Raw genomic sequence first — 25691 nt, 5'->3', positions numbered from 1 at the left:
CTTCAGCGTCTCCCAGAATACCACGGGACCCCTGATCAGAGCCGGGTACCGGGTGACCCGCGGACCGGGTGGCGCACCGGCCGATCACGGGTCGACGACCCGGCCACACCCCTTCGCAGCCGTGGGCTAGACTCGAATCCGGATCCCGGGACACCTGTCATTCGTCTGCGCCCGGGGCCACCACATCTTGGAGGGTTCTGTGAAGGCGCGTCTCATCGCTTCCATCGTCGTCGCGGGTGCTGTCGCACTCGGCATGAGCGGTTGCAACCTCATCGCGCCGCAGGCGACCCTGAAGCACTACGACGCCTCGGACGGCGTCGGTGTCACCGTCGGCTCCGTGGCCGTCCGCAACGCCATCGTCGTCTCCGACGACGGCGAGACCGGCAACCTCGTCTTCAGCGTCGCGAACCGCGACGACCGCGCCCACACGGTGCTGATCGAGATCGAGGGCAAGGACGAGCAGTTCCAGGTCCTCGCGGAGCCCGGCCTGACGACGTTCGACGGCTCGGGAGCCAACGACCCGCTGCGCATCGAGTCCCTCGGCACGCAGCCCGGAGCCGTCCTGGACGTCTTCTTCCAGTACGGCGACGAGACGGGCGCCACGGCGAGCGTGCCGGTCCTCACCGGCCAGCTGCTCGAGTACTCCACGCTCGTCCCGACGCCGCTGCCGACGGATGAGCCCACCGAGACGCCGACGCCGCTCGCGACGCCCACCACGGAGCCGACCGAATAACGCTCCGTCGCCCAACACGACCGAACGCCCCGCACCTCTTCAGAGTTGCGGGGCGTTCGTCCGTCCTGGACCTGCGTCAGGCCTCGAAGCGGTAGCCGAGCCCACGCACGGTGACGAGCATCACCGGTTCCGAGGGGTTCGCCTCGATCCGGGAACGGATGCGCTTGATGTGGACGTCGAGCGTCTTGGTGTCGCCGTAGTAGTCGCTCCCCCACACCCGGTCGATCAGCTGACCACGGGTGAGGACCCGGCCGGCGTTCCGCAGGAGCAGCTCGAGCAGCTCGTACTCCTTGAGCGGCATCGGGATCGGCGCCCCGTTGACCTCGACGACATGACGCTCGGTGTCCATCCGAACCGTGCCGGCCTCGAGCAGCACCTCCTCCTGCGCCTGGTCCGCCTCGACACGGCGTCGCAGCACCGCCCTGATCCGCGCGAGCAGCTCGCGGGTCGAGTAGGGCTTCGTGACGTAGTCGTCGGCGCCCAGCTCGAGCCCGACGACGATGTCGACCTCGGAATCCTTCGCGGTCAGCATGATGATCGGCGTGCTCGAGACCGCGCGGATCTGACGGCAGACCTCCGTCCCGGGGATGCCGGGGAGCATGAGGTCGAGCAACACGAGGTCCGCGCCGCGAGCCGTGAAGGCCTGGACCGCCGAGGGGCCGTCCTCCGCCACCTCGACCTCGTACCCCTCCCGTTCGAGCAGGTAGCTCAATGGTTCGCTCAGGGACGCTTCGTCTTCGACGAGCAGGATGCGGGTCACGGGGTACTCCTTGCCGTGCCGGTGGAGAGGTCCTCCGGCGGGGTCGTTGCTCTGGGAAGGCGGATGGTGAACGTCGAGCCACGGCCCAGCTGCGACCAGACCTTCACTTCGCCGCCGTGGTTCTGGACGGTGTGCTTGACGATGCTGAGGCCGAGGCCGGTGCCGCCCGTGTGGCGGGACCGCGCCTGGTCGACGCGGAAGAACCGTTCGAAGACCCGATCGCGGTCCTCTTCGGCGATCCCGACGCCCTGATCGGTGACGGCGATCTCGACGACGTCGTCGACCGCCCGGACGCCGACACCCACGTGTGCGCCGGTGGGCGAGTAGTGGATGGCGTTCGAGATGAGGTTGTGCACGGCGACGACGAGCATGGCCTCGTCACCGTACACCTCGAGGTTCTTGCCGCCTTTGAGGGAGAGCCCCACCCCGGTCGCCTCGGCCGGCACGCGGTTCTGGTCCACCGCCGCGGCGATGACCCGATCGAGGCGGACGAGTTCGGGCTGATGGAGGGCGTCGGCCGCCTGCAACCGCGAGAGGTCGATGATCTCCGCCGTCATCCGGGTGAGTCGCTGCGACTCGGTCGAGAGCCGGCTGGCGAACCGCTTCACCCGTTCCGGGTCGTCGGCCGCCGTGTCGAGTGCTTCCGAGAGGAGCCCGATGGCGCCGATCGGCGTCTTCAACTCGTGGCTGATGTTCGCGATGAAGTCCCGGCGGACCTCGTCGAGTCGACGCGCCTCCGTGTGGTCCTCGGCGAGCAGCAGGATGAACCGCGACCCGAGCGGCGCCGCCCGCACGCGCAGGTGCCGGGTTGCCTCACCGAAGCGCCCGAGTGCGAGTTCCAGGTCGCTCGTGACGGCCTCGCCGGTGCGGCGGACCTCGAGCGCGAGGTCGATGAACTCCTGGTTGTCGAGCACGCGGTCGCGCACCAGCCCGAGCGCGAACGCCCCAGGAGAGGCCTTCAGCACGTTGTTGGACGGATCGACGACGATGCCCGCGCTGTCGAGGGCTTCGAGCACCTGGTCGACCCCGTCGGGCACGACCGGGTTGACGACCGTCGCGGCGCGCTCGCCCCGTCTGAGGGCGAGGGTGATGAGGGCGACGAAACCGCCCCCGACGATGAGGCCGAGTGCCAGGGCGATCAGCACCAACCACATGGTGTCCATGGGTACTACGTTACTCAGTCCGCCGAACGCCGAACTCGCGAATACCCCGCCACTTCGACGACTGTTCACGCTTGGTGCCCCAACTGTTAACCTTGGTTCGGCATCATCGGCGGAGCGGGCATCTGCCTGCCCACCGCCAGGTCACGGAAGGACGGCACCCAGAGCCATGCGCGAGGTATTCCAGCAGTCACTGCGAGAGGTCCAGGATCGCCTGGTCGAGATCGCCGAACTCGTCACGATCTCCATCGAGAAGGCGACTCAGTCCTTCGGCAACTCGGACGTCGCGGTCGCTGAAGAGGTCATCGCCAACGACAACCGCATCGACCAGCTCGCGATCGAACTCGACGAGCTCGCCATCGACATCCTCGCCCGCCAGCAGCCGGTCGCGCGCGACCTCCGCATCGTCGTGAGCGCGCTGCGCATCAGCGCGTCGCTCGAGCGGATGGGTGACATGGCCGAGCACATCGCCCAGCTGTCGCGGTACCGCTTCCCCGACAAGGCCGTGCCCAAGGGCCTGCGGACCACCTTCGCCGAGATGGGGCGACTCGACGTCTCGATCGCTCGCAAGCTGACGGAGCTGCTGCGCACCCAGGACCCGCGCATCGCCGACGAGATCCGCAACGACGACGACGACGTCGACGAGCTGCACGCCAGCGTCTTCGAGAAGGTCCTCGGCGACACCTGGAAGGGTGAGCCCGTCGCGACCGTCGACGCCACCCTGGCCTCGCGGTACCACGAGCGCTTCGCCGACCACGCCGTCTCCATCGCCAAGAAGGTCCAGTACCTCGCGACGGGCGACTGGATCCCCGAGGCGACCACGCCGGTGCACCACTGACCAGCTGATCCCGGACACCCCGACGAGCGGTGTCGACCCGAGACCGGGTCGGCACCGCTCGTCTGTTCGTGCGGGACTAGCTCATCCGACGACGGGTGATCGCGCCGCCTGCCAGGAGCAGGAGGCCGAGGACCGTGGCGAGACCGGCGAGCGGCAGGAGCTGACCCGCGGCGCTGCCGGTGTCGGCGAGCGTCGGCTCAGCTGAACGCGCGGCCGAGGCCGTCGTGTTCGAGCCGGTCGAGGACGCCGCCGTCGCGGTGGTGATCACCGTGGCGGGGACCGTCGGCACGACGGGGGTCACCGGGGTGGTGGGGTCCGTCGGGTCGATCGGGTCCGTGGGGTCCGTCGGGTCGACCGGGGTGGTGGGATCGGTCGTCCCGGGACCACCGGTCTCGCTGTCCCCGATCACGGAGATCGCGTTGCCGCCGATCGTGACCGGCAGCTCCAGGCCGAGGTCGATCTGGTTCCCACCGCCGAGGCTGTCGTCACCATCCGTGGTCGACGTGCCGCCGCCGGACGATGCCGGAGCGGAGGCGGAGGTGCCCGTCGACGCGGAGTCGCCGATCACGCTGACGGCGTTGCCCACCACGGAGATCGGGAGCCCGACGTCGCCGAGGACCTGGTTGCCACCGGCGACACTGTCGTCACCGGTCGTGGTCGACGGCGCTGCCGGAACAGCCGCACCACCCGAGGTGGCAGGCGCACCCGCCTCCTCACTGCTCGAATCACCGAACAGCGAGATGGCGTTCCCACCGACCGTGACCGGAACGGTCACCACCGGCGCCACCTGGTTGCCACCGGCGACACTGTCGTCACCGGTCGTGGTCGACGGCGCTGCCGGGACAGCCGCACCACCCGACGTTGCAGGCGCACCCGCCTCCTCACTGCTCGAATCACCGAACAGCGAGATGGCGTTCCCACCGACCGTGACCGGAACGGTCACCACCGGCGCCACCTGGTTGCCACCGGCGACACTGTCGTCACCGGACGTGGAGGCCTCGTCGGTGACCGGCGAGGCGGGCTCCCCCGCGGCCGGTGCGGACGTCGCACCCGACTGCTCGGCATCGCCGATGATCGAGATCGCGTTGTCCTCGACCGTCACCGGGATGGAGACGGGCAACTGGACCTGGTTCCCACCCGCGACACTGTCGTCACCACTGGTGGCGGCGGCGGCTGGCTCGGGCTCGGGTACCGGCGCAGGTGCCGGCTCCGGTGCTGGCTCCGGTGCGGGTGCCGGCTCAGGTGCGGGTGCCGGCTCAGGCGCCGGTACCGCCTCGGGTGCGGACGTCGCCGTTGAATCGCCGACGACGCTCACCGCGGTGTCGACGATCTCGACGGGGGCCTCGAGGACCACGTCGACGAGGGTTCCGCCGAGGATGCTGTCGTCCCCGGACGTGTCGGCGTTGGCCGCCGTAGCGCCGAGGAACGTGAGTCCCGCGACGAACAGGCCGCAGTAGAGGCCTTTCTTGACATACGAATTCATGATTCCTGCTCCTTGCAGAGTGACTGATGTGCTCCCGTGGTCGGGAGGCTTCGGACCGTTGAACCGCCCAGGGGCGGGTCTCCGCCGCGAACGGCAGAGTGGTCCGGGGTCAGTCAGGAGAGGTATCGGAGGGGAACGTGGGTGAAGCCGGGAGGTCTTCGTCTCGCGCAGGTCCGCGACGGTCGTCGCCGGGCGCAGGGAGGATGACGGAGATCGACTGTTCGGCCGCCGCGGCGCCACCGACGGCCCCACCGGAGCCGGAGGACCCGGAACCACTCGGTGTGACGGCCCAACGGCCGTCGGCGTCCGGCAGCAGCGGAAGGTTCGCAGGGGTGGCGGGGAGGCTGGACGATCCGACGGCGGCGGCGGGCACGGCCGTGGTGAAGGACGTGTCTTCGCGATCCTGGCCGCCCGACACGATCGTCGAGTCGCTCTGCTGGCCGGACGGCGGTCCGAGGACCGTCGTCGGGAGGATCGCGCCAACGGCGGTCGAGTCAGTGGCCGACACGTCCGCTGCCGGGCCCTGCGGAAGCGCTGGGACGACCGGATCGATGATCGGCGTACTGGGGACCGGGACCGCGGCGACGACGTCGGCGACGCCGGTCAACGTCTGGTCGACCGTTTGCACGACCGGATCGACGATCGCGGCGACGGGTGCTGCGCCGACGGTCTCCTCGACCACGTCGTTCACCACCGGTACCGCTGCGACGGTCTCGTCAACGACGTCGACCACCGGTTCGAGCACGGTGGTGTCGACGACGTCGACGACCTCGGCTACCGCGTTGACGGGCTGTTCGAGCGAGCCGACGACCTCGGTCACCGCGCCCAGGAGCGACGGATCGGTGGCACCGTCGTCAGCATGCGCGGAGGAAGGCGACCCGAAGAGGGCTATCGCCGTGAACGCCGCGGCGGTGAAGCCACCGAGCGCCAGGGCGCGCCACAGGGGGAAACGGGTGCCGTCGGTCGACTGCTCCATGCGTATCCCCCCAATCGGGTTACAGTGCAGTCACTGTACGCCCAACCCCGAAGCGGTTCAACCCCTTTTTTTCGACATGGAAAACCCCGGCCAGGAGCACTTTCGGCGACGATGTCGCCACGCCGCGCTCCCGACCGGGGTGGTGGTTTGGTGGGGTTTCCGCTACTTCTTCCCCTGCGCCGCGACGGCGGCGGCGCCTGCTGCTGCGGCCTCGGGATCGAGGTACCGGGCCGGGGCGACCGGACGGAAGTCCGCGTCGAGCTCGTAGACGAGCGGGATGCCGGTGGGGATGTTCAGCTCGGCGATCTCGTCGTCCGAGATGTCGTCGAGGTGCTTCACGAGTGCGCGGAGCGAGTTGCCGTGCGCCGTCACGAGGACGGTCTTGCCGGCAGCCAGGTCGCCCGTGATGTCGGACTCCCAGTAGGGCAACATCCGGTCGATGACGTCCTTCAGGCACTCGGTGCGGGGCAGTTCGCCGTCGATCCCGACATACCGGGGATCATCGGCCTGCGACCACTCGTTGTCGTCGTCGATCGGCGGCGGCGGCACGTCGAAGGAACGACGCCAGGTCTGGAACTGCTCCGGACCGTACTCGGCGAGCGTCTGCGCCTTGTCCTTGCCCTGCAGCGCGCCGTAGTGACGCTCGTTGAGGCGCCAGCTTCGCTTGACCGGGATCCACATGCGGTCGGCGGTCTCGAGGGCGAGGTTCGCCGTCTGGATCGCGCGGGAGAGCACCGAGGTGTACAGCACGTCCGGGGTGATGCCGGAGTCGGCGAGCAGTTCACCCGCACGCTTGGCCTCGGTGACGCCGAGTTCGCTGAGTCGGACGTCGACCCAACCGGTGAACAGGTTCTTCTGATTCCAGTCGCTGTTGCCGTGGCGCAGCAGGACGAGGGTGTAAGTCTCAGGCATGTCCCCAGCATACCGACGGCGCATGACCGCGAGGTGGAAGATGACCCCGCTCCGTGAGGGAGAATGGGTCCATGCCCGTCGGATCGATCACCCGCGGGACGACGGGTACGAACCGGCTCCGGCGGGTGGACCGCTGGATCGCGACCCACCCCTCACTCAGACGGACGACGAACCCGCTGGTGGTGGACCTCGGCTACGGCGCGAGCGGCGTCACGGCGTTGGAACTGCACGACCGACTACTCGCCGTCCGGCCCGACGTACGGGTCATCGGATTCGAGATCGAGCCGGGGCGCGTCCGCACCGCCGACGCGCAGCTGCAGCAGGTGCGCGCGGGCAGGACCCGGTTCACGCCGACGGCTGCGGTCTCCTTCGCACGCGGAGGGTTCGAGGTGCCGACCGGCGACGACCGTCCCACGGTGATCCGGGCGTTCAACGTGCTCCGGCAGTACGACGAAGCCGAGGTCACGGGAGCCTGGCGCCTCATGGCGTCGCGGCTGCGGCCCGGCGGTGTGCTCGTCGAGGGGACGTGCGACGAGATCGGACGGGTGTCCAGCTGGATCGCGGTCGACGACCAGGGGCGTGCGGAGTCGTTCTCGATCAGTCTGCGGCTCGCCGACCTCGAGCTGCCGTCCATCGTCGCCGAGCGATTGCCGAAGGCGCTGATCCACCACAACGTGCCGGGCGAGCGTGTCCATGCGCTCATGACGGACCTCGACCGCGCCTGGCGTATGCATGCGCCCCTGGCGGTCTACAGCCCGGTCCAGCGCTGGTTGGCGACCGTCCGGACGCTCCGAGACAGCGGGTGGCCGGTGCTGGCCGGCCGCAGCCGCTGGCGCCTCGGTGAGCTGACGCTGCCGTGGTCGGCTGTGGCCCCGAATCCCTCCTCGACGGACTGAGTGTCGGGGAAGGCTGCCGTCAGAGCGAGGGTAGCGCCGCCTGCGCCGCCTGCGTCGGCAGCCCCGTCGCGGTGAGCAGGTCGACGAGGTACGGCCGGAGCACGAGCACGAGCGCCTGCTCGGAGACCGAGGCGTCGGGGAGGACGGCGACCGGCTCGAGGTGCTTCGCGATCTCCAGCAGAGACTGCCTCGCGACCGGCTGCTGGGCGATGTCGCCGATCGACTGCGACAGGATGCCGAGCGCGACGGAGGTGCGCGCGAGCAGGTCCGCGAGCTCGGGGCGGCTCGTGGCGTCGCGCGACACGTAGTCGATGCGCCGGGCGATCACCCGGAGGTTGCGGGTCGCGAGGTCCATGCCGTCGAGCATGGTCCGCTGCCGTTCGAGGTCGAACACCGCCTTGCGGAGGAACGGCGAGATGCGCGCGATGGCGAGCCCTGAGTCGAGGGTTCCGCGCCACGCGTCCAGGGCCGGCTGGGTGGCCCTCGCCCGTGCGAGCGCGCGGTCAGCCTCCTCGAGGTCGCCGAGACGGAGGGCGGCGACGAGCGAGGCGAGGGTCCGGACGTGTTCGTCGATGAGCCGCTGGCCGTCCCGGCGAGCGCTCCGGCGTGGGTCGCGCGGGATGAGCGCGGTCGCGAGCAGGGCGAAGACCCCGCCGATCAGACCGTCGAGGGTGCGCACGAACGGGCCGCCGTCGGGCACGGGCAGGAGCATGACGAGGACGGACTGCACCGCCGCCGCGATCGCGAACGACGCCGCCGGCGACAGGAACCGGGCGACGAGCAGCGTGAGCACGAGCGCGACCGCGAGCTGCCACGTCCCCTGCCCGAAGCCGAGGAGCAGGATCTCGGCCAGCGCGATCCCGACGCTCATCCCCACGGCCGTCTCGAGGACCCGGATCGGACGGGCGTCGCGAACGAACCCGAGACTCGAGATCGTCACCGTCAAGGCGAGGAGTGGCACGGCGTGCCCGAGCACGTAGTGGGCGAACGCGTACGCGCCGATCGCCGTGGCGCTGACCTGCAGCACCGCCGGCACGGATCCGACGAGACGATGCCAGGCGTCGCCGAGCGCGATGCGGCGACGCACCGCAGCGGTCCATCGGTCGACCCGTACGCCCGGGTCCGAGGCGTCGTCCTTCCCCACCGAGGTCAGCGCCGGACGGCGCCGAGTCGCGGCAGCCGCGGCACGTTCGCCGTGGCCCCGGCATCCGCCGGCACGACGATCTCCTGCGATGCCGCGACATCGATGCCGTCGGCTTCCACCGTCAGCACGGCCGCCGGATCCGCGGAGCGCTTGACGATCGCCAAGGCCACCGGGCCCAACTCGTGATGGATCCCGCTCGAGGTGATGCGTCCGACGGGTTTCCGGGTCGCGTCGTCGCCGACGCCGACGAGCACCACGTTCGAACCGGCCGGCGGCAGGACCGCATCGGAGCCGTCGAGGAGGAGCATGACGAGGCGACGCGGCGGATGCCCGAGGTTGTGCACCTTGGCGACCGTCTCCTGACCGCGATAGCAGCCCTTGTTCAAGTGGACGGCCGAGCGCAGCCAGTCGAGCTCGTGCGGGATGCTCCGCTCGTCGACCTCGGACTGCAACCGCGGGCGCCAGGCGGCGATCCGCAGGGCCTCGGCGGCCAGCGAACCCGCGGCGGAGAACGTCCCCGCACGGACCTGCTGCACGAGCGACTCGAGCTGCTCGCGCGCGACGATCGTCTCGGTCCATGTCCACGCTGCACCCGGGTGCTCGCCCGTGGCGTACTGATGCCCGCCGACCGCGACCTCGGACCACGGATCGTGCCAGACGAGCGGCATGCCGTTCGGCTGTGCAGCGTCGACCGCGAGACCCGCCGCCGCACCGATCACGGCGTACTGCTCGGTCGCGACGGCCACCTCGACGCGCAGCATGAACCGCATCCGGTCGAGCCAGGCGTGGAGGCGCGCAGCATCGTCGGCTTCGGTGACGAGCCACGTGGTCGTGCCGTCGTCGAGCAGCTTGACCGCGTGCTCGATCCGGCCGCTCTGGTCGAGGAAGAGGGTCTCCGTCGAGATGCCGGCCGATAGCGAGCGCAGCTCCTGGCTCGTGATGGAGTTGAGCCAGCTCAGCCGATCGGGGCCGGTGACCGTCACGATGCCACGGTTCGACAGGTCGACGATCGCCTTACCGTTGGCGATGAGGCGCTGTTCGATGTTCGGGCTGCCGTAATGGGAGGGGACGCCGTGGTCGACGGCATCCGCCTGTTCGACGGCACCCGGCAGCGTGAGGAAGGGCGAACCCGGAATCGGGTCCGGTGTGACCGCTCCGTTGGGAATGGTCACGTCAGTCGGCTTTGGCCAGGCGCGCCGAGGCGTGCGTCCGGAGGTCCTGTCCCAGGGCGGCGATGTCCCAGGCCCAGAGCAGGTGGTTCTCGACGAGACCGTACAGGCGGGTCGCGGCGGCGTACTCCTTGGCTCCAGCGGTCCGGACGACGGCGTCGGTCGCGAGGTCGATCCGCGGGCCGTCGATCTGGCCGAGGTAGAGCTCGCTCACACCGTTCGGGTGGACGATCGAGACCTGCAGGGGGAAGGCGCCGGTCGACGTGCGCAGGGTCTCGACCGATTGCGCGGTGCCGAACGGGCGGGGGCCTTGCCCTGGGAGCATGCCCGGGCCCGGGTCGCCCTCGATCAGCGGGCGTTCGAGGCGCCAGTAGCCCGTCTCGGTGACGAGCGGCTCGGGCACACCGGACTCGTCCGCCGAGGCTCCGTCAGGCGCGACGTCCGCAGCGGTGTCGTCCGACAGGGCGTCCTCGTCCGTGGACGAGGCCCCCTCGGCGTCGCGCGGGGGCTGCTCGGGCAGGAGCCAGGTATAGGAGTTGTAGTTCAAGTACGGCAGGCCGTCGTGGCTGAAGCTCACGCGCTGACCGAACTCGCGGGTCACGGTCTCGTCGCCGACCTGATAGTCGATGACGCCGGTGCCCTCCCAGACGCCGATGAGCCACGACAGCGGGACCAGTTCGCTCGGCAGGCCGCTCGGGATCTCGATCATCGAGGGACCCGGACTAGCGCTGACCGCGGTACAGGTTCTTCAGCACGACCACCGCGGTGAACGCGATGGCGAGGCTGGCGAGGACGAGCAAGCCGATGAAGAAGATTTCGAGAGCGAGCAGCATGGGGAAAGTCTACCCCGAGGCCAGGGCGATGAGGCCATACACGGCACCGCCGATGGCGAGGATGAGGACGGCGCCGGTGACGCTCGTCGACATCCGATCGACGAATCCCACCTTCTGGCGCGTCAACAGCTGTGCCGAGAACGCGGCCAGGGTGCAGAGGCCGAGCGTGGCCGACAGCCCGAAGAAGGTCTCCCCCGGGCTCCAGAGCAAGCCGGACACGACGACGCCGACGAGCGCGAGCGCCCAGATGGAGACGACACTGATCCAGCGCAGCCGGGGGGAGAGAGTGGTTTCGCTCACGGACCCATTGTCACAGAGCGGACGCCATCGGACCACCAGCGGGCGCCCGGTGCGACGTGGGGTGCGGTCGTTCGCCTAATATGGTTCCAAACTCAGTCGGGAGGATGCGCGTGGCGCAAATTTTGGTCTTGACCTCCATGGTCGGCACCGAGGTCCTCCCATCCCTCGGGCTCCTGAGCCACCGCACCCGGCAGATCCCAGCCGACCCCGCACAACTCGTGAACGCTCCGAGTTCGGACCTCGTGCTCGTCGACGCCCGCCAGGACCTCGCGAGCGCCAAGTCGCTCTGCAAGATCCTCGGTGCGTCCGGGCTGTCGGTCCCACTCCTCCTCATCCTGACCGAGGGCGGCCTCACGGCTGTCAGCGCCGACTGGGGCGTGAACGATGTCATCCTCGAATCCGCCGGACCGGCCGAGGTCGACGCGCGGATCCGGCTCGCGATCGGCCGCGCCTCGCAGGAGCACTCGGCGAGCAAGATCCAGGCGTCGGGCGTCGTCATCGACGAGGCCAGTTACTCCGCGAAGGTCCACGGCAAGCCGCTGGACCTCACCTTCAAGGAGTTCGAGCTGCTCCGCTTCTTCGCGACCCACCCCTCCCGCGTGTTCACGCGCGAGCAGCTGCTGAGCGAGGTGTGGGGCTACGACTACTTCGGTGGCACGCGAACCGTCGACGTCCACGTCCGCCGGTTGCGCGCCAAGCTCGGCGACCTCGAGCAGCTCATCGGCACCGTGCGCAACGTCGGCTACCGCTTCAACGTCTACGAGGACGATCATGCCCCGGCTGACGCTGTCGGTTCGTAACGTCGACGACGCCCGCACCAGGGATGCGCTCGAGCGCGTCGTGCGCACGGCGTCGCTCGTCGACGGCCAGCCGCCGTTCAGCGACCAGTCGCTCATCGACGCCGCGTCCGGCGCCCGAACACTGATCCTCGCCGTCGAACCACAGGACCCGCCGGTCGACCCCGACGACTTCGCCGTCGTGGGCGCGGCCATCCTCGGCCATGGCGAACTCGAGTTCGTCGTCGAGCCCGAGTGGCGGGGTCACGGCTACGGTCGCGCCGCACTGCGCGGCGTCCTCGCCAACTGTCCTCCGCAGGTGCGCATCTGGGCACACGGCGACCACCCCGCCTCCCGGGTGCTCGCACAGGAGTTCGGCTTCTCGCCGGTCAGGACGCTGCTGCAGCTCCGCCTGACCAAGGCGCCGACGAGCCGCGCACGACCGGCCACCACTGGGCACGCGGATGTCACGGTCGGCACGTTCCGGCCGGGAGTCGACGAGGAGGAGTGGCTCGAGGTCAACGCGCTCGCCTTCGCCGACCACCCCGAGCAGGGACGCATGACCCTCGACGATCTCCGCGCCCGGGAGGCCGAGTCCTGGTTCGACGCCGACGACTTCCTACTCGCACGAGGCTCCGACGGCGACCTCCTCGGGTTCATCTGGTTGAAGGTCGAGGACACGGTCGGCGAGGTCTACGCGGTTGGCGTGCACCCTGCGGCCAGTGGCCGAGGGCTCGGGCGACTCCTGATGGAGGCCGGCCTGGCCCGACTGCGGGATCGACGCGTCGAGGCGGTCACGCTCTACGTCGAAGCCGACAACCTCCCTGCGGTGTCGCTGTACCGCTCACTCGGATTCACCGACCACACCATCGACGTGCAGTACGCGAGAACCGACGCCTGATCCCCTCCACAGCGGTGTGGCGCTGCGGCATTTACACAGTGTTCACCGCAGTCGTCGCGACCACCCCCGCCACGGTGTCATGATGAAGACATGCCAGCAGACCCAACCGTGCTCGATGTCGGCCTCGATGGAGACGAAGAGGACTTCGACCCCGCCTTCGAGCGGAACGATCCCGCGCTGCCCGAACACCGCTACCTCGACCGCGAACTCAGCTGGCTCGCCTTCAACCAGCGTGTGCTCGAGCTCGCCGAAGACCCGGCGCTACCCGTCCTCGAACGCGCCAACTTCCTCGCGATCTTCGCCTCGAACCTCGACGAGTTCTTCATGGTGCGGGTCGCCGGCCTGAAGCGCCGCATCCTCACGGGCCTGGCGGTCCCGACGAACGTCGGCAACGCTCCGGCCGACGTCCTGTCCGAGATCTCGCAGCAGGCGCACGTCCTGCAGGAACGGCACGCGCGCGCCTGGCACGACCTCGTCCGCCCCGACCTCGCCGAACGCGGCGTCACGGTCGTCACCTGGGACTCACTCGACGCAGCCGACCGCGAGTACCTCAGCGAGTACTTCAGCAACCAGGTCTTCCCGGTGCTCATGCCGCTCGCTGTCGACCCGGCGCACCCGTTCCCCTACATCTCCGGCCTCTCGTTGAACCTCGCGGTCCGAGTGCGGAACACCCGCACCGGGCGCGAGGAGTTCGCCCGACTCAAGGTCCCCCAGATGATGCCGCGCTTCGTCCGCGTCGGTCCGGCGGAGCGCCGTTCCGCGTCGCTGGACACCGCTCCCAGCGTTCGCTACATCGCCCTCGAGGAGGTCATCGCCAACCACCTCGGCCACCTCTTCCCCGGCATGGAGATCGTCGACCACCACGTCTTCCGCGTCACGCGCAACGAGGACATGGTGATCGAGGAGGACGAGACCGAGAACCTCATCCAGGCCCTCGAGAAGGAGCTGCTGCGCCGCCGGTTCGGGCCGCCCATCCGGCTCGAGATCACCGACGACATGGACGATGTCACCCTCGGACTCCTCGTCCGCGAACTCGACATCACCGAGCAGGAGGTCTACCGCCTGCCCTCGCCGCTCGACCTCGGTGGCCTCTTCAGCCTCGCCGGCATCGACCGCCCGGATCTCCAGTACCCGAAACGCGTCCCGACCACGGCGCTGCAGTTCCAGCCCGACGAGCCCAACGGCAAGCCCGACCTCTTCCGGTCGATCGCCCGTGAGGACGTCCTGGTCCACCACCCCTACGAGTCCTTCGCCACGAGCGTGCAGGCGTTCATCGAGCAGGCCGCCGCCGACCCGCACGTGCTCGCGATCAAGCAGACCCTCTACCGGACCTCGGGCGACAGCCCCATCGTCGAAGCACTCATCGACGCGGCCGAGGCCGGCAAGCAGGTCCTCGCGCTGGTCGAGATCAAGGCCCGGTTCGACGAGCAGAACAACATCTCCTGGGCCAGGAAGCTCGAGAAGGCCGGCGTCCACGTCGTCTACGGGCTCGTCGGGTTGAAGACGCACTGCAAGCTCGCGCTCGTCGTGCGGCAGGAGCGCGGCGTGCTACGCCACTACAGCCACATCGGCACGGGTAACTACAACCCGAAGACGAGCCGCATCTACGAGGACCTCGGTCTGTTCACGGCCGACGACCAGGTCGGCAAAGACCTCACCCGCCTCTTCAACGAGCTGTCCGGGTACGCGATCGAGAAGAAGTTCAAGCGACTCCTGGTCGCGCCGCGCCACCTGCGCAAGGGCCTCCTCAAGCACATCGAGCAAGAGCGCACGAACGCCGAGGAGGGCAAGCCCTCCGGGATCCGCATCAAGGTCAACTCGATGGTGGACGAGTCGATCATCGACGCGCTCTACCGGGCCAGCCAGGCGGGGGTCCCGGTCGACCTGTGGGTTCGCGGGATCTGCGCGCTGAAGCCAGGCCAGCCGGGGATGAGCGAGACGATCCGCGTGCGCTCCATCCTCGGGCGGTACCTCGAACACTCGCGCATCTTCTCGTTCCACAACGACGGCGACCCGCACGTGTTCATCGGCAGCGCCGACATGATGCACCGCAACCTCGACCGCCGCGTCGAGGCGCTCGTCAGGCTCACCGACCCGAAGCACCTCGAGGCGACCGCCGCGATGTTCGAGCAGGCTCTCGACGAGCAGACGTCGTCCTGGTGGCTCGACGCCGACGGCGTCTGGACGCGCCACGCGGTCGACGCTGACGGACGACCGCTCACGGATCTGCAAGACTCCCTGATGCTCGAGACCGCGGCGCGCCGCCGGCCGAGGAACCGTCGCTGACGACTTCGCACCGCGACCCACCCGAGCACCACGACACGACGAGGCAGTGACTATGACGACGACGGCAATCTATGCAGCCGGTGCCGTGTGCTGGCGTCTCATCGACGGCAAGGTCCACCTCCTCGTCATCCACCGGACGGTCTACGGCGACGTCACCATCCCCAAGGGCAAGGTCGATCCCGGAGAGACGCTCGCGCAGACGGCCGTGCGGGAGATCAAGGAGGAGACCGGCCTGAGCGTCCACCTCGGTGTGCCGCTCGGTGTCTCCACGTACCCCTTGTCGAGCGGACGCGAGAAGATCGTCCACTACTGGTCGGCCGAGGTCACCGACCAGGCCGTCCGCGAGAGCACGTTCATCCCCAACGGCGAGGTCGCCGCCCTGGAGTGGGTCACCATCAAGCGGGCACGGAGCTACCTCAGCTACGAGCGCGACGTGGAGATCCTCGACGCCTTCGCCGCGCTGGTCGACGAGGGCGTCACAGCGACCTTCGCCCTCATCGCGATGCGCCATGGGAAGGCCACGTCCCCCTCCGAATGGTCCGGCGAGGACGCGACCAGGCCACTGGCGCCGCGCGGCGTCAAGCAGGCCGCGGGGAACGTCCCGACCCTGCTCGCCTTCGGTCCTCGCAAGATCGTGACGAGCACGGCCGTGCGCTGCGTCAGCACCGTCAGCCCGATCGCCGCGGCCGCGGGCATCGAGCCGAAACGCTCCGAGCTCATCAGCCAGGACGCCTACGAGCGGGGCGAATCGGATGTCCGCCGGGTCGTCGGCCGCCGCGTCAGGGCGCTCAAGACGGCCATCCTCTGCAGCCACGGACCGGTCCTCCCCGAGATCCTGCACGAGATCGCGCTCGCCACCGGGTCCACCCGAGGCTCCTACCTCGGGAGCGCCGCCGCACTCGAGACCGGGGCGTTCTCCATCGTGCACCTCTCCCGGACCAACCCGAGCTCCGGCATCATCGCCATCGAGACGCACGAACCCCGCGTCTGACCCATCCGCGCGAACCCCCTGAACAGGGGGCGTTCGTCGCGCATTCGCGGCATCGCCACGTCGGCCGCCATGAAGCCGTCGATATCCGTTCACCCGTTGTTTACCATCACGGGGGATGCTCGTCATGCCACGTGGTTAGCGTCACTGACGAGCCAGCACCGGCTCGCACCCACACCAATGAATGGACATCCCTGTGAAGTTCTCACGTTTCGGCCGCGTCGCGGTCGTAGCAGCAGTCGCAGCCGTCGCACTGACCTCCTGTGCGGCCAACGAAGGCGGCGCCACCGCCACGAGCGCAGCCGCCAGCGACCTCAAGGGCAGCCTGGCCGGTAGCGGCGCATCGTCGCAGGGCAGCGCCCAGGAAGCCTGGGTCGCCGCCTTCCAGACGTCGAACCCGGACGTCACCATCAACTACTCCCCCGACGGCTCCGGCGCCGGCCGCAAGGCGTTCATCGCCGGCGGCGTGCAGTTCGCCGGTTCGGACTCGGCCCTCTCCGACGAAGAGCTCTCGAGCACCTTCGCCGCATGTGCAGCCGACACCAAGGCGATCGACCTCCCGGTCTACATCTCCCCGATCGCGGTCATCTTCAACGTCGAGGGCGTCGACGAGCTCAACCTCGACGCAGCGACCATCGCGAAGATCTTCGCCGGTCAGATCACCAGCTGGGACGACCCGGCGATCGTCGCGCTGAACCCCGAGGCCAAGCTCCCCTCGACCCCCATCACCGCCGTCCACCGCTCGGACGACTCGGGAACGACGAAGAACTTCGCCGACTACCTGAACAAGAACGCTCCGGACGTCTGGACCGCTGAGCCGGCCGACACCTTCCCGTTCCAGTCGGGTGAGGGTGCCAAGGGCACCTCCGGCGTCGTCGACACCGTCAAGGGTGGCACCGGCACCATCGGCTACGCCGACGCGTCGAAGGCCGGCGACCTCGGTGTCGCGAAGATCAAGGTCGGCGAGGAGTTCGTCGAGTACAGCGCCGAGGGTGCTGCCGCCGTCGTCGAGGGCTCGCCGCTCGTCGAAGGCCGCGAGGCGAACGACATCGCGATCAAGCTCGACCGCGAGACCACGGACGCGACCCACTACCCGATCGTCCTCGTGAGCTACCTCATCGCCTGCCAGGAGTACGCCGACCCGAAGGTCGCCGACCTCGTCAAGGCCTACGCCGGCTACATCGCCAGCGACGAGGGCCAGGAAGAGGCTGCGAAGTCGGCCGGTGCTGCGCCGCTCTCCGCCGACCTCGCCAAGAAGGTCCAGGACGCGATCGCGTCCATCAAGTAATCCAACGGTCGAGCGTGCCGGGTCCTGCCCGGCACGCTCGACCTGCGTCACCAGCACTCGCAATACCCGCAGTACCCGCTCCCCGAGTCTGTCGAGGGGCACCACCATCGCATCGAGAGAACGGGAACCCATGGCTGTCGAGGCCCTAGCTGCGAGACCCAAAGCCAAGCAACGAGTCGGCGACCGCGTCTTCTCGACGCTCTCCGTCGTCTCCGGATCGCTCATCCTCGTCATCCTGGCGGCGGTCGCGATCTTCCTCATCGTCCAGGCGTTCCCGGCCCTCACGGCCGACTCCTCGTCGTTCACCGGTGCTCCGACGAGCTTCTGGGCCTACGTCGGCCCGTTCGTCTTCGGCACCATCTGGGCGGCCATCCTCGCCCTCGCGATCGCCGTGCCGCTCTCGCTCGGGATCGCCCTCTTCATCACCCACTACGCGCCGCGCCGACTCGCGGTCGCCCTCGGCTACGTCATCGACCTCCTGGCCGCCGTGCCGTCGGTCGTCTACGGCCTCTGGGGCGCGCTCGTCCTCGCGCCGTTCGTCCAGCCCTTCTTCGCCTGGCTGTCCGAGAACCTCGGCTGGATCCCGCTCTTCGGAGGCACGGTGTCCGGCACCGGTCGCACGATCCTCACCGTCGCCCTCGTGCTCGCGGTCATGATCATCCCGATCATCACGGCCATCTCCCGGGAGATCTTCCTCCAGACCCCGAAGCTCCACGAGGAGGCCGCACTCGCGCTCGGCGCCACGCGCTGGGAGATGATCCAGATGGCGGTCCTGCCGTTCGGACGCCCAGGAATCGTGTCCGCCTCCATGCTCGGCCTCGGACGCGCCCTCGGCGAGACGATGGCCGTCGCGCTCGTGCTCTCCCCCGCCGCCGTCTACTCGTTCTTCCTGCTCACCTCGAGCAACCCGAACACCATCGCGGCGAACATCGCCCTGAACTTCCCCGAGTCCTTCGGCATCGATGTGAACAAGCTCATCGCCACCGGCCTGATCCTGTTCATCATCACCTTCGTGGTGAACTTCATCGCCAGACTCATCGTCAACCGTCGTAAAGAATTCTCGGGAGCGAACTGATGACCGCCACGACCGACCGCCGCCAGGCGTCCATCGCCACGCCGTTCTCCAACTCGCTCACCGCGGGTAAGCTGCCGAAGTTCGCGCCGCTCACGATCCTCGCGGGCAGCCTCATCGTCAGCGGTGTCATCTTCCTGCTGTTGCAGCAGTCGACGGCCGACAAGAGCTACAACGTCCCCGGAGCCGTCGTGCTCGGTGCCGCGCTCTACGCGGTGACGGTCTACGTCTCGTCGCTCATGGTGGAGGGACGCCGGAAGGCCAAGGACCGGCTGCTCACCACCCTGGTCACCGCGGCCTTCGTCGTCGCCCTCCTGCCGCTCGTCTCGGTCGCCATCACGGTAATCTCGGCCGGTGCCGCCCGCTTCGACATCGAGTTCTTCTCCCTGTCGATGCGGAACGTCGTCGGTGAGGGCGGTGGAGCACTGCACGCCATCACCGGCACGCTGCTCATCACGCTGGCCACGTCGGTCATTTCCATCCCGATCGGGATCCTGACGGCGATCTACCTCGTCGAGTACGGTCGCGGCAAGCTCTCCCAGGGCATCACCTTCCTCGTCGACGTGATGACCGGCATCCCGTCCATCGTCGCCGGACTGTTCGCCTTCGCCCTGCTGGCGATCTTCTTCGGCCCGGGTGTCCGGCTCGGCATCGGCGGTGCCATCGCGCTGTCGCTGCTCATGATCCCCGTCGTGGTCCGCTCCAGCGAGGAGATGCTGAAGCTCGTGCCGAACGAGCTGCGTGAGGCCTCCTACGCCCTCGGGGTGCCGAAGTGGCTGACCATCCTGAAGATCGTCCTCCCCACCTCGATCGCCGGCATCATCACCGGCGTGACGCTCGCCGTCGCCCGCGTCATCGGTGAGACCGCGCCCCTCCTGATCATCGCCGGATTCACGCAGAGCATGAACTACAACCTCTTCGACGGCCCGATGATGACCCTCCCCGTCTTCGTGTACACCCAGTACGCGAACCAGGGCACCGACGGGGCCGCCTACGTGGACCGCGCCTGGACCGGCGCACTCGTCCTCATCCTCATCGTCATGGCGCTGAACCTCATCGCCCGACTCATCGCCAAGATCTTCGCCCCCAAGTTCGGCCGCTAGGCCGCGAGCAAAGGAACCCCGTGTCCAAGAGCATCGAAGTCAACGACCTCAACGTCTTCTACGGCAGCTTCATGGCTGTCGAGGGCGTCTCCCTCCAGATCCAGCCCCGCACGGTCACCGCCTTCATCGGCCCCTCCGGCTGCGGCAAGTCCACCTTCCTCCGCACCCTGAACCGCATGCACGAGGTCATCCCCGGCGCACGCGTCGAGGGCGAGGTCCTGATCGACGGCAACAACCTCTACGGCCCGGGCGTCGACCCGGTCCTCGTCCGTCGTCAGGTCGGCATGGTCTTCCAGCGCCCGAACCCGTTCCCGACGATGAGCATCAAGGAGAACGTCCTCGCGGGCGTCAAGCTCAACAACCGCAAGATGTCGAAGTCCGACCAGGACGCGCTCGTCGAGCGCTCGCTTCAGGGCGCCAACCTCTGGAACGAGGTGAAGGACCGCCTCGACAAGCCGGGCTCCGGTCTCTCCGGTGGTCAGCAGCAGCGTCTCTGCATCGCCCGTGCCATCGCCGTCTCCCCCGACGTCGTGCTGATGGACGAGCCGTGCTCGGCCCTCGACCCGATCTCCACGCTCGCCATCGAAGACCTCATCGAGGAACTCAAGCAGGAGTACACGATCGTGATCGTGACGCACAACATGCAGCAGGCGAGCCGCGTCAGCGACAAGACCGCGTTCTTCAACATCGCGGGCACCGGCAAGCCGGGCAAGCTCATCGAGTACGACGACACCACGACGATGTTCTCGAAGCCGTCCGTCCAGGCGACCGAGGACTACGTCTCTGGTCGCTTCGGTTGATCTGACGCCGGCATCACGACAGCCCCGCCCCGGGAATCCCGGGCGGGGCTGTCGTCGTCTGCAGCGGCTCCGCGAGTCTGTCGAGGCGAAGGGCCTGCCGACACACCCTCTCGGGCCGGAGGGAACGGACTACGCCGTCTCGATGACCATGATCGGGTCGGTGGTGGGCTGCTTGGAGCCACCCTGCGGCTCGACCGTCACGCCGACCTTGTCGCCCGCGCTCATGGCACCGTCGAGGACCCGCCAGGTGGTGCCGTTCGCTGCGGAGAAGGTGCCGGCCGAGACCGGGCCTCCCTCGCCGATGTACCAGAGTTCGTAGACCTTGTCTGACGGCAGGGAGCCGAGTCCGTCGACGAGCAGAGCTGACTTGCCGAGCTCGCCCGACCAGACGAGGGTCGCCGTCGCATCGTCCATGGACACCTTCGCGCGCTGGACGTCGGACGCCGCGTTGATCTCCGCGAGCGCGACCGTCTGCGTGAGGGATCCGCCACCGAAGGTGTTCGCGAGTCCGACACCACCGAAGATGAGGCCGACCGCTGCTGCGGCGCCGACCACCATGCCGACGGCGCTGCGACGCCACCGTGAGGCGGCCTTGCGCTCAGCTGCACCGGCCACCGGGGTGGTCGCAGCTGCGGGGGCCGGCGTGGCGGTCGGTGTCGACACCGGCGTCTCGTCGACCTCCGGGACCGCGGTCGGAAGCGCCCGCACCTCGGCGACAGGAGCCTCGACGGGGGCGTCAGCGGGCAGCTGCGGCAGGTTCTGGATCGCAGCCATGAGCGAGTTCTTGAGCGCTGCCGACGGCTGCACGGGAGGTGCTGCGAGGTCGAGCATGGCGACGGTCTCCTCGAATTCCGCCGCTTCCTCGCGGACGGACTCGTGTTCGGCGCGCAGGCGGTCGAACCGCTCCTGCTCGCGCGGGGTCAGGGTGTGCAGCGCGTTTCCGGCTGCCAGGTCTGTTGCATCGTCTCGCTCGGTCATGTACGCACCCCCAACTCGTCTCGAAGTCTGATCATTCCGTCTCGCAACCTGGTCTTCACCGTACCGATCGGCACGCCGAGCAGGTTCGAGATCTCGCTGTGACTGTAGCCGCCGTAGTAGGCGAGCGAAACAGCTTCGCGTTGCAGCTCGCTCAACCGGACGAAGGCCCGCTTGACGCGCTCGTGCTCGATCCGGATCTCGACCGTCTCCTGCACGTTGTCGACACGCTCATCGAAGTCGCGGATGCCGATCTTGAGATCGCGGTCACGTCCGGCCTGTGAGGCCCGCACACGGTCGATCGCACGACGGTGGGCCATGGTGAGCACCCAGGTCGTGGCCGTGCCCTTGCCCGCCTCGAACTTCTGGGCGTTCTGCCAGACCTCGAGGAACACCTCCTGGGTGACCTCTTCGGACTGCGCGTGGTCGACGAGCACACGCTTGACGAGTCCGAGGACCCGCGGCGCGATGTGGTCGTACAGCTCGCTGAACGCGACCTGGTCGCCGCCGGCCACGCGGATGAGCAGCGCGTCGAGCACGTTCGCCAAAGACACCTGCGGTGCAGCGTCGGCTTCCGGTCCCGTGGTCACAAGTCTTAGCTTCTCACGGACGCCGGCCGTTTGCGCGACGCCCACCCGAGGTCGGGTCTGCGTGTACAGTGCGGCGGTCATACACGGAGTTCGGTGCCGACCCGGGATCCGATTGGAAGAATCGACGCGATTCGACACCCCAGTTCCGGTGTCATCACGGAACGGGCGGCAGGCGGCTGAAGACCTCCGCACAAAGTAAGTGCCAGGCCGCAGGAACGCCTCTCGGCGCAAGGCCGCTCGAAGCGGCGATTTTTGGAGCCCGGGGTTACTGCGGCCCGGCTAGAACAGTGTAGCAAGGGATCACCTGTGGACATTCCCAGGCCGAAGGCCTTGACCAAGGCGCCTGGATCAGTCCAGGGAGTCGGTGCGCCACAGTCGGGCGCAGCCGGCGAGCTCCTCGGCGATGGTGCTGAACCGTGCGGCCTTCGTGGTGAGTCTCGCGGCGTCTGCGGGGTCGAGCGCGTCCCGGTCGTTCGCGAGGGAGGTGCAGCCGACCGCGTTGATCCGGCAGAAGGACGCCGCCCGCTCGAGGGCGATCGCGAAGTCGCCGGTGTACAGCCCACGGAGGATCTGGTCGGCGAGGACGATGATCTCCTCCGGCCCGGTCGGCTCGGCCGCGCCGGCGATCACGGGGTCGACGGTGGTGATGAGCTCGGTGCCCCGCTGGAAGCTGAAGCTCGTGCCCACCGGGTCCTGCCTGATGAGCAGGCGCAGTAGGTAGATCCGCCAGAGCGCCCCTGGGAGACTCCGCGGGCTGGCGTGCGACCAGAGTTCAGCGATCGCGTCGATCCCGTGCTCGTCCGTGTACGTCACGAGGCGATCGACCACGGCAGGGTCCGGGTCCGCCCGCACCCGGGTGAGGAGGGCGACGGCCGTCTCGTGCGTGATCCTCGACACGGCTTCCGGGTCGAGACCGCCCTGGATGGCTTCAAGCATCGACGGCGGCAGCTTCGTCGGACGATGGAATCCCTCGGTCATGCCTGCTCCTCCCCGCGACGCGCTTCGCGCACCCGACAACGGTACTCGCCCCGGCGCGCGATCCTCCCCTATGGCCCGGACCTGCGCGTCAACGGGTGCCGTCGAAATCTCGTAGAGTAGAGCGCGTATGGGCCTGTAGCTCAGTTGGCAGAGCATCGGACTTTTAATCCGCGGGTCGTGGGTTCGAGCCCCACCGGGCCCACCACAGACGCGGTACTCGAACGCGTCACGTCGGGATGCACGGTCGTCGCCCGTCCATCGCCCAGCGTGGATCGCTACCTCGACGCGGCAGGTCGCGTCGGGCGCACATCGCCCGCAGCGCCGAAGGCGTCCTCCCGGACCCGCGTCGCCGCTGACCGCCGCGCCTCGGGGACGATGGCGTCGATCGCGAGACGCCACATGCGGTCCACCGACGCTGCGATGTCCGAGCGCCCGACCGTCGCCTGGGCGGTGAGCTGGACACCGGTGAAGAACCCGATCAACGTGCGGGCGAGGTCCGGCGCCGACATCGAACTCACCAGGTCCCCGGCTTGCAGCGCCACATCGAGCTGAGCGGCCGTCCCCGAGATCCAATCCTCGTAGAACGCACCGGCCGGTTGGCTCAGCGAACCCTCATCGAGCGTCAGTCTGATCCCGGCCCGGACCACGGGGTCGTTCTCGAGTTGGTCGACGATGGCGCGCGAAACCCGGATGAGCCGTTCGAGGACCCCGTCGTACTGTTCCGACACCCTTGCCATGAGCGGCATCGACCGGTCGTGCTGCTCGTGGATGACCGCGAGGGCGATCTGCTCCTTCGACTTGAAGTGGAAGTACATGGACCCCTGCGAGATCCCGGATGCTTCCGCGATCATCGACAGACTCGCGTTCCCGTAGCCGATGCGGTCGAAGACGGTCGCGGCTCCCTCGACGATCGCGTCCTGCGTCACCTGTCCGCGTTCCTGCGTGGGCGTTCGTCGCGTCCCCGGCATCCTGGCCTCCTCGGGCAGCCTGTGTTCCGGCCCCGATCCATCGGCGCCGTGTCCGTCGACCGTGGCCGGTCGGGGCCTCAGCCTAGAGGCTCGGAGCTCGCACAGCCGACCTCTTTTTGATAACTGGTACGAACGACTTATTCATGTCACACTGGTGGAGGTGATGCCGCCGCAGTCCACGCCTCAGTGGGCTGCTTATTCGCGACGGGGGTTTGCGACGCTCACCGCCTCGACCGGTGGGTCACGCAGGGATCGGGGGATCCAGCGCTGTGTGATCCACCCGGTCACACGCCCGAAGTGATCAGCGCGCGAGCAGCTCCGGGAGGCCGGCCACCGTCGCTTCATCCGCGAGGCTCGCGTCGACCGAGACGAACGACAGGACCGTGACAGGGACGCCGAGACGCGCGGCTGCTTCGAGCTTGTGGTGACCGTCGAGGACGAAGTGCACGAGACCCGTGTGGGCGTCGGCGCTGTCGAACGGCTGCGTCCGGTCCAGCACGGAGACCGCGAGCACGGTCGCCGCTCCCCCGGCGCGAAGCCGCTCCTCGTACGAGGCCACCCGCTCGCGGTCGTTCCAACCGGGCGGCACCATCGGCACCAGGAACTCGAAGAGGGTCTCGTGCTCGCCGATCGTCCGGGTCGGGCCGCGGTAGTAGCCGGTCGCAGGGTCCTCCGGCGCCCCGAGCGTGGGGTCGATGCCGCGGTGCGCGACCTGTTCCCGCGAGAAGTAGTCGTGATCGTCACCCGGAGCGACCAGGACGGGTTCGATGGACAGCAGGAGCGGCAGGTAGGTCCCCTCTGGCAGGAACGTCGACACGAGGTCGCGTAACGAAGGATCGTCGATCGCGGGCACGCCGTCGTCGAGGTGATCGTGCAGTGCGTCTGCGGCGAGCGCCCGAGCACCCTCGTCCAGACGCCGGAACAGCAGCGCGCAGGTTCCGCACGGGAAGCTCAACTCGAACGCCTCCGCGCCATCGACGATGAGGTGGCGTCCGCCCGGCTCACGGAAGCCGGAGAAGCGCAGTGCGGCGTCGGGCGTCCCGAGGCGGACCGGCGCAGCGTGATCGAGCAGCCCGGTTCGAGATCGGGCGGATCCGTCGGTCATCGAGCTACTTCCGGACGGCCGGGATGATGACGCCGTCGATCACCGACACGAGGAAGTCACGCGTCACCGGCTCCCGCAGCATGAGCACGCGATAGCTCACCATCGCCTGGCTGATCAGCGCAAGCGTCTCCACATCGGCGTCCGCGCGAATCTCACCGCGGTCGATCGCGCGCTGCAACAGGAAGCGGTTGACCGCCATGCGCGGCTCCACGATCGCCGCATGGATGGACTCGGTGAGCTCGGGCGCATCCGAGATCATCGACATCACGCCGGCGAACACTCGCATCTTGCGCTCACCCTCGGCGATGGACGGCGCCTTGATCATCGCGACGAGGTCGCCGCGGAGTGAGCCGGTGTCGGGCAGCTTCGAGAAGTCGGGATCGATCTGCTTCATGCAGGCGACCGCGTCAATCACGAGTTCGGACTTCGACGCCCATCGGCGGTAGAGCGTCGCCTTGCCGGCCTTCGCCCGCGCAGCGACCATGTCGACCGTCATCCCGGCGTAGCCCGTGTCGGCGAGGACGTCGAGCGCGGCGTCGAGGATCTCAGCGTCCCGCGTGTGGTCGCGCTTCCGGCCGAGCTTCGGCGCTGCGGGTGGGGTCTCGAGCTGCGTCATCGCGGCTCACCTCCCTTTCGTCTCCCGGAACAGCATAGTTC

The 25691-nt window shown here is 68.6% G+C and carries 26 protein-coding genes and 1 tRNA gene; 12 read left to right on the top strand and 15 right to left on the bottom strand.

From position 1 onward, the window contains the following. The first annotated feature begins 199 nt into the window (after nt 1-199). Entirely contained in the window at nt 200-733 is a 534-nt protein-coding gene (locus tag GV015_RS09375) for a hypothetical protein (protein ID WP_192005412.1), read from the top strand. Between the two features lie 76 nt (nt 734-809). Here the strand turns inward: GV015_RS09375 and GV015_RS09370 are convergent, their stop codons facing one another. Together GV015_RS09370 and GV015_RS09365 are read right to left on the bottom strand one after the other, a co-directional pair. Next, entirely contained in the window at nt 810-1493 is a 684-nt protein-coding gene (locus tag GV015_RS09370; RefSeq protein ID WP_064296370.1) for a response regulator transcription factor, read from the bottom strand. Beyond that, a complete protein-coding gene (locus tag GV015_RS09365) occupies nt 1490-2656 on the bottom strand; it encodes a cell wall metabolism sensor histidine kinase WalK (RefSeq protein ID WP_079705355.1) in 1167 nt (388 codons plus the stop codon). Before GV015_RS09365 ends, GV015_RS09370 begins: the two co-directional genes overlap by 4 nt. Before the next feature lie 166 nt (nt 2657-2822). Here GV015_RS09365 and phoU point away from each other — a divergent pair, with 166 nt between their 5' ends. Next, a complete protein-coding gene (gene phoU / locus GV015_RS09360; RefSeq protein ID WP_064296372.1) occupies nt 2823-3491 on the top strand; it encodes a phosphate signaling complex protein PhoU in 669 nt (222 codons plus the stop codon). A 76-nt stretch (nt 3492-3567) separates the two neighbouring features. Here the strand turns inward: phoU and GV015_RS19040 are convergent, their stop codons facing one another. From GV015_RS19040 to GV015_RS09345, 3 genes are all read right to left on the bottom strand, one after another. After that, a complete protein-coding gene (locus GV015_RS19040; protein ID WP_201299381.1) occupies nt 3568-4974 on the bottom strand; it encodes a chaplin family protein in 1407 nt (468 codons plus the stop codon). Nucleotides 4975-5083: 109 nt separating this feature from the next. Continuing rightward, entirely contained in the window at nt 5084-5950 is an 867-nt protein-coding gene (locus GV015_RS09350; protein ID WP_159878056.1) for a hypothetical protein, read from the bottom strand. Nucleotides 5951-6112: 162 nt separating this feature from the next. Then, nucleotides 6113-6862, bottom strand: a complete 750-nt coding sequence (locus GV015_RS09345; RefSeq protein WP_159878055.1) for a phosphoglyceromutase — start codon at nt 6860-6862, stop codon at nt 6113-6115. A gap of 71 nt (nt 6863-6933) precedes the next feature. Here GV015_RS09345 and GV015_RS09340 point away from each other — a divergent pair, with 71 nt between their 5' ends. Beyond that, complete coding sequence (locus tag GV015_RS09340; protein ID WP_159878054.1) at nt 6934-7758, top strand: class I SAM-dependent methyltransferase; 825 nt, start codon at nt 6934-6936, stop codon at nt 7756-7758. A gap of 19 nt (nt 7759-7777) precedes the next feature. Here GV015_RS09340 and GV015_RS09335 read toward each other — a convergent pair whose 3' ends face one another. The 4 genes from GV015_RS09335 to GV015_RS09320 form a co-directional block, all read right to left on the bottom strand. Then, a complete protein-coding gene (locus tag GV015_RS09335) occupies nt 7778-8845 on the bottom strand; it encodes an FUSC family protein (protein WP_079705350.1) in 1068 nt (355 codons plus the stop codon). Nucleotides 8846-8907: 62 nt separating this feature from the next. After that, nucleotides 8908-10074 (bottom strand): folate-binding protein YgfZ, encoded by a 1167-nt coding sequence (locus GV015_RS09330; protein WP_371416552.1) that lies wholly within the window; start codon nt 10072-10074, stop codon nt 8908-8910. A gap of 1 nt (nt 10075) precedes the next feature. Next, on the bottom strand, nt 10076-10780 hold the full coding sequence (locus tag GV015_RS09325; protein ID WP_079705349.1) for an FABP family protein: 705 nt from the start codon (nt 10778-10780) through the stop codon (nt 10076-10078). Between the two features lie 133 nt (nt 10781-10913). Next, complete coding sequence (locus GV015_RS09320; RefSeq protein ID WP_064296602.1) at nt 10914-11204, bottom strand: hypothetical protein; 291 nt, start codon at nt 11202-11204, stop codon at nt 10914-10916. Between the two features lie 110 nt (nt 11205-11314). Here GV015_RS09320 and GV015_RS09315 point away from each other — a divergent pair, with 110 nt between their 5' ends. The 8 genes from GV015_RS09315 (at nt 11315) to pstB (ending at nt 20418) form a co-directional block, all read left to right on the top strand. Next, nucleotides 11315-12004, top strand: a complete 690-nt coding sequence (locus GV015_RS09315) for a response regulator transcription factor (protein ID WP_175116223.1) — start codon at nt 11315-11317, stop codon at nt 12002-12004. Beyond that, on the top strand, nt 11976-12881 hold the full coding sequence (gene mshD, locus GV015_RS09310; protein ID WP_159878053.1) for a mycothiol synthase: 906 nt from the start codon (nt 11976-11978) through the stop codon (nt 12879-12881). The genes GV015_RS09315 and mshD overlap by 29 nt, the downstream gene beginning before the upstream one ends. A 90-nt stretch (nt 12882-12971) precedes the next feature. Then, complete coding sequence (locus tag GV015_RS09305; protein ID WP_079705346.1) at nt 12972-15167, top strand: RNA degradosome polyphosphate kinase; 2196 nt, start codon at nt 12972-12974, stop codon at nt 15165-15167. Nucleotides 15168-15219: 52 nt separating this feature from the next. Beyond that, entirely contained in the window at nt 15220-16158 is a 939-nt protein-coding gene (locus tag GV015_RS09300; protein WP_159878052.1) for an NUDIX domain-containing protein, read from the top strand. A 193-nt stretch (nt 16159-16351) separates the two neighbouring features. Further along, a complete protein-coding gene (pstS, locus tag GV015_RS09295) occupies nt 16352-17443 on the top strand; it encodes a phosphate ABC transporter substrate-binding protein PstS (RefSeq protein WP_236555389.1) in 1092 nt (363 codons plus the stop codon). A gap of 130 nt (nt 17444-17573) precedes the next feature. Continuing rightward, nucleotides 17574-18518: a phosphate ABC transporter permease subunit PstC gene (gene pstC, locus GV015_RS09290; protein WP_079705344.1), complete on the top strand. Its 945-nt coding sequence runs from the start codon at nt 17574-17576 to the stop codon at nt 18516-18518. Next, nucleotides 18518-19618, top strand: coding sequence for a phosphate ABC transporter permease PstA (gene pstA, locus GV015_RS09285; protein ID WP_086474391.1), 1101 nt, complete (start codon nt 18518-18520; stop codon nt 19616-19618). The genes pstC and pstA overlap by 1 nt, the downstream gene beginning before the upstream one ends. Before the next feature lie 20 nt (nt 19619-19638). Continuing rightward, nucleotides 19639-20418 carry a phosphate ABC transporter ATP-binding protein PstB gene (gene pstB / locus GV015_RS09280; protein WP_056007815.1) on the top strand — a complete coding sequence of 260 codons (780 nt, stop codon included), beginning with the start codon at nt 19639-19641 and terminating at the stop codon, nt 20416-20418. 129 nt (nt 20419-20547) lie between these two features. Here the strand turns inward: pstB and GV015_RS09275 are convergent, their stop codons facing one another. The 3 genes from GV015_RS09275 to GV015_RS09265 all read right to left on the bottom strand — a co-directional run bounded on the left by GV015_RS09275 (nt 20548) and on the right by GV015_RS09265 (nt 22961). After that, the gene (locus GV015_RS09275; RefSeq protein WP_159878050.1) at nt 20548-21396 is read right to left on the bottom strand and encodes an anti-sigma factor domain-containing protein; all 849 of its coding nucleotides are present in this window, start codon (nt 21394-21396) and stop codon (nt 20548-20550) included. Continuing rightward, nucleotides 21393-21983, bottom strand: coding sequence for an ECF RNA polymerase sigma factor SigK (sigK, locus tag GV015_RS09270; protein ID WP_229940357.1), 591 nt, complete (start codon nt 21981-21983; stop codon nt 21393-21395). The genes GV015_RS09275 and sigK overlap by 4 nt, the downstream gene beginning before the upstream one ends. A 348-nt stretch (nt 21984-22331) precedes the next feature. Further along, nucleotides 22332-22961, bottom strand: a complete 630-nt coding sequence (locus tag GV015_RS09265; RefSeq protein ID WP_079705340.1) for a DNA-directed RNA polymerase subunit beta — start codon at nt 22959-22961, stop codon at nt 22332-22334. 129 nt (nt 22962-23090) lie between these two features. Between GV015_RS09265 and GV015_RS09260 the strand changes: the two genes are divergently transcribed. Continuing rightward, nucleotides 23091-23166 (top strand) — tRNA-Lys (locus tag GV015_RS09260). A gap of 70 nt (nt 23167-23236) precedes the next feature. On the opposite strand, the gene GV015_RS09255 is transcribed toward GV015_RS09260, so the two are convergent. From GV015_RS09255 to GV015_RS09245, 3 genes are all read right to left on the bottom strand, one after another. After that, nucleotides 23237-23929, bottom strand: coding sequence for a ScbR family autoregulator-binding transcription factor (locus tag GV015_RS09255; RefSeq protein ID WP_159878049.1), 693 nt, complete (start codon nt 23927-23929; stop codon nt 23237-23239). A gap of 301 nt (nt 23930-24230) precedes the next feature. Beyond that, entirely contained in the window at nt 24231-25034 is an 804-nt protein-coding gene (locus tag GV015_RS09250) for a hypothetical protein (RefSeq protein WP_159878048.1), read from the bottom strand. Nucleotides 25035-25038: 4 nt separating this feature from the next. Further along, entirely contained in the window at nt 25039-25650 is a 612-nt protein-coding gene (locus tag GV015_RS09245) for a TetR/AcrR family transcriptional regulator (RefSeq protein WP_079705324.1), read from the bottom strand. Nucleotides 25651-25691 lie beyond the last annotated feature (41 nt).

The sequence above is a fragment of the Plantibacter sp. T3 genome (assembly GCF_902506515.1).
GTDB lineage: Bacteria > Actinomycetota > Actinomycetes > Actinomycetales > Microbacteriaceae > Plantibacter > Plantibacter auratus.
Note: the sequence above shows the minus strand (reverse complement) of the source record. Positions and strands in the feature narration are given on the sequence as shown.

What these genes read in the sequence shown, in the direction of transcription:
- GV015_RS09365 (WP_079705355.1), bottom strand. Translation starts at nt 2,656, where the DNA reads ATGGACACCATGTGGTTGGTGCTGATCGCCCTGGCACTCGGCCTCATC.
- phoU (WP_064296372.1), top strand. Translation starts at nt 2,823, where the DNA reads ATGCGCGAGGTATTCCAGCAGTCACTGCGAGAGGTCCAGGATCGCCTG.
- GV015_RS19040 (WP_201299381.1), bottom strand. Translation starts at nt 4,974, where the DNA reads ATGAATTCGTATGTCAAGAAAGGCCTCTACTGCGGCCTGTTCGTCGCG.
- GV015_RS09350 (WP_159878056.1), bottom strand. Translation starts at nt 5,950, where the DNA reads ATGGAGCAGTCGACCGACGGCACCCGTTTCCCCCTGTGGCGCGCCCTG.
- GV015_RS09345 (WP_159878055.1), bottom strand. Translation starts at nt 6,862, where the DNA reads ATGCCTGAGACTTACACCCTCGTCCTGCTGCGCCACGGCAACAGCGAC.
- GV015_RS09340 (WP_159878054.1), top strand. Translation starts at nt 6,934, where the DNA reads ATGCCCGTCGGATCGATCACCCGCGGGACGACGGGTACGAACCGGCTC.
- GV015_RS09325 (WP_079705349.1), bottom strand. Translation starts at nt 10,780, where the DNA reads ATGATCGAGATCCCGAGCGGCCTGCCGAGCGAACTGGTCCCGCTGTCG.
- mshD (WP_159878053.1), top strand. Translation starts at nt 11,976, where the DNA reads ATGCCCCGGCTGACGCTGTCGGTTCGTAACGTCGACGACGCCCGCACC.
- GV015_RS09305 (WP_079705346.1), top strand. Translation starts at nt 12,972, where the DNA reads ATGCCAGCAGACCCAACCGTGCTCGATGTCGGCCTCGATGGAGACGAA.
- GV015_RS09300 (WP_159878052.1), top strand. Translation starts at nt 15,220, where the DNA reads ATGACGACGACGGCAATCTATGCAGCCGGTGCCGTGTGCTGGCGTCTC.
- pstC (WP_079705344.1), top strand. Translation starts at nt 17,574, where the DNA reads ATGGCTGTCGAGGCCCTAGCTGCGAGACCCAAAGCCAAGCAACGAGTC.
- pstA (WP_086474391.1), top strand. Translation starts at nt 18,518, where the DNA reads ATGACCGCCACGACCGACCGCCGCCAGGCGTCCATCGCCACGCCGTTC.
- GV015_RS09275 (WP_159878050.1), bottom strand. Translation starts at nt 21,396, where the DNA reads ATGACCGAGCGAGACGATGCAACAGACCTGGCAGCCGGAAACGCGCTG.
- GV015_RS09265 (WP_079705340.1), bottom strand. Translation starts at nt 22,961, where the DNA reads ATGACCGAGGGATTCCATCGTCCGACGAAGCTGCCGCCGTCGATGCTT.
- GV015_RS09255 (WP_159878049.1), bottom strand. Translation starts at nt 23,929, where the DNA reads ATGCCGGGGACGCGACGAACGCCCACGCAGGAACGCGGACAGGTGACG.
- GV015_RS09250 (WP_159878048.1), bottom strand. Translation starts at nt 25,034, where the DNA reads ATGACCGACGGATCCGCCCGATCTCGAACCGGGCTGCTCGATCACGCT.
- GV015_RS09245 (WP_079705324.1), bottom strand. Translation starts at nt 25,650, where the DNA reads ATGACGCAGCTCGAGACCCCACCCGCAGCGCCGAAGCTCGGCCGGAAG.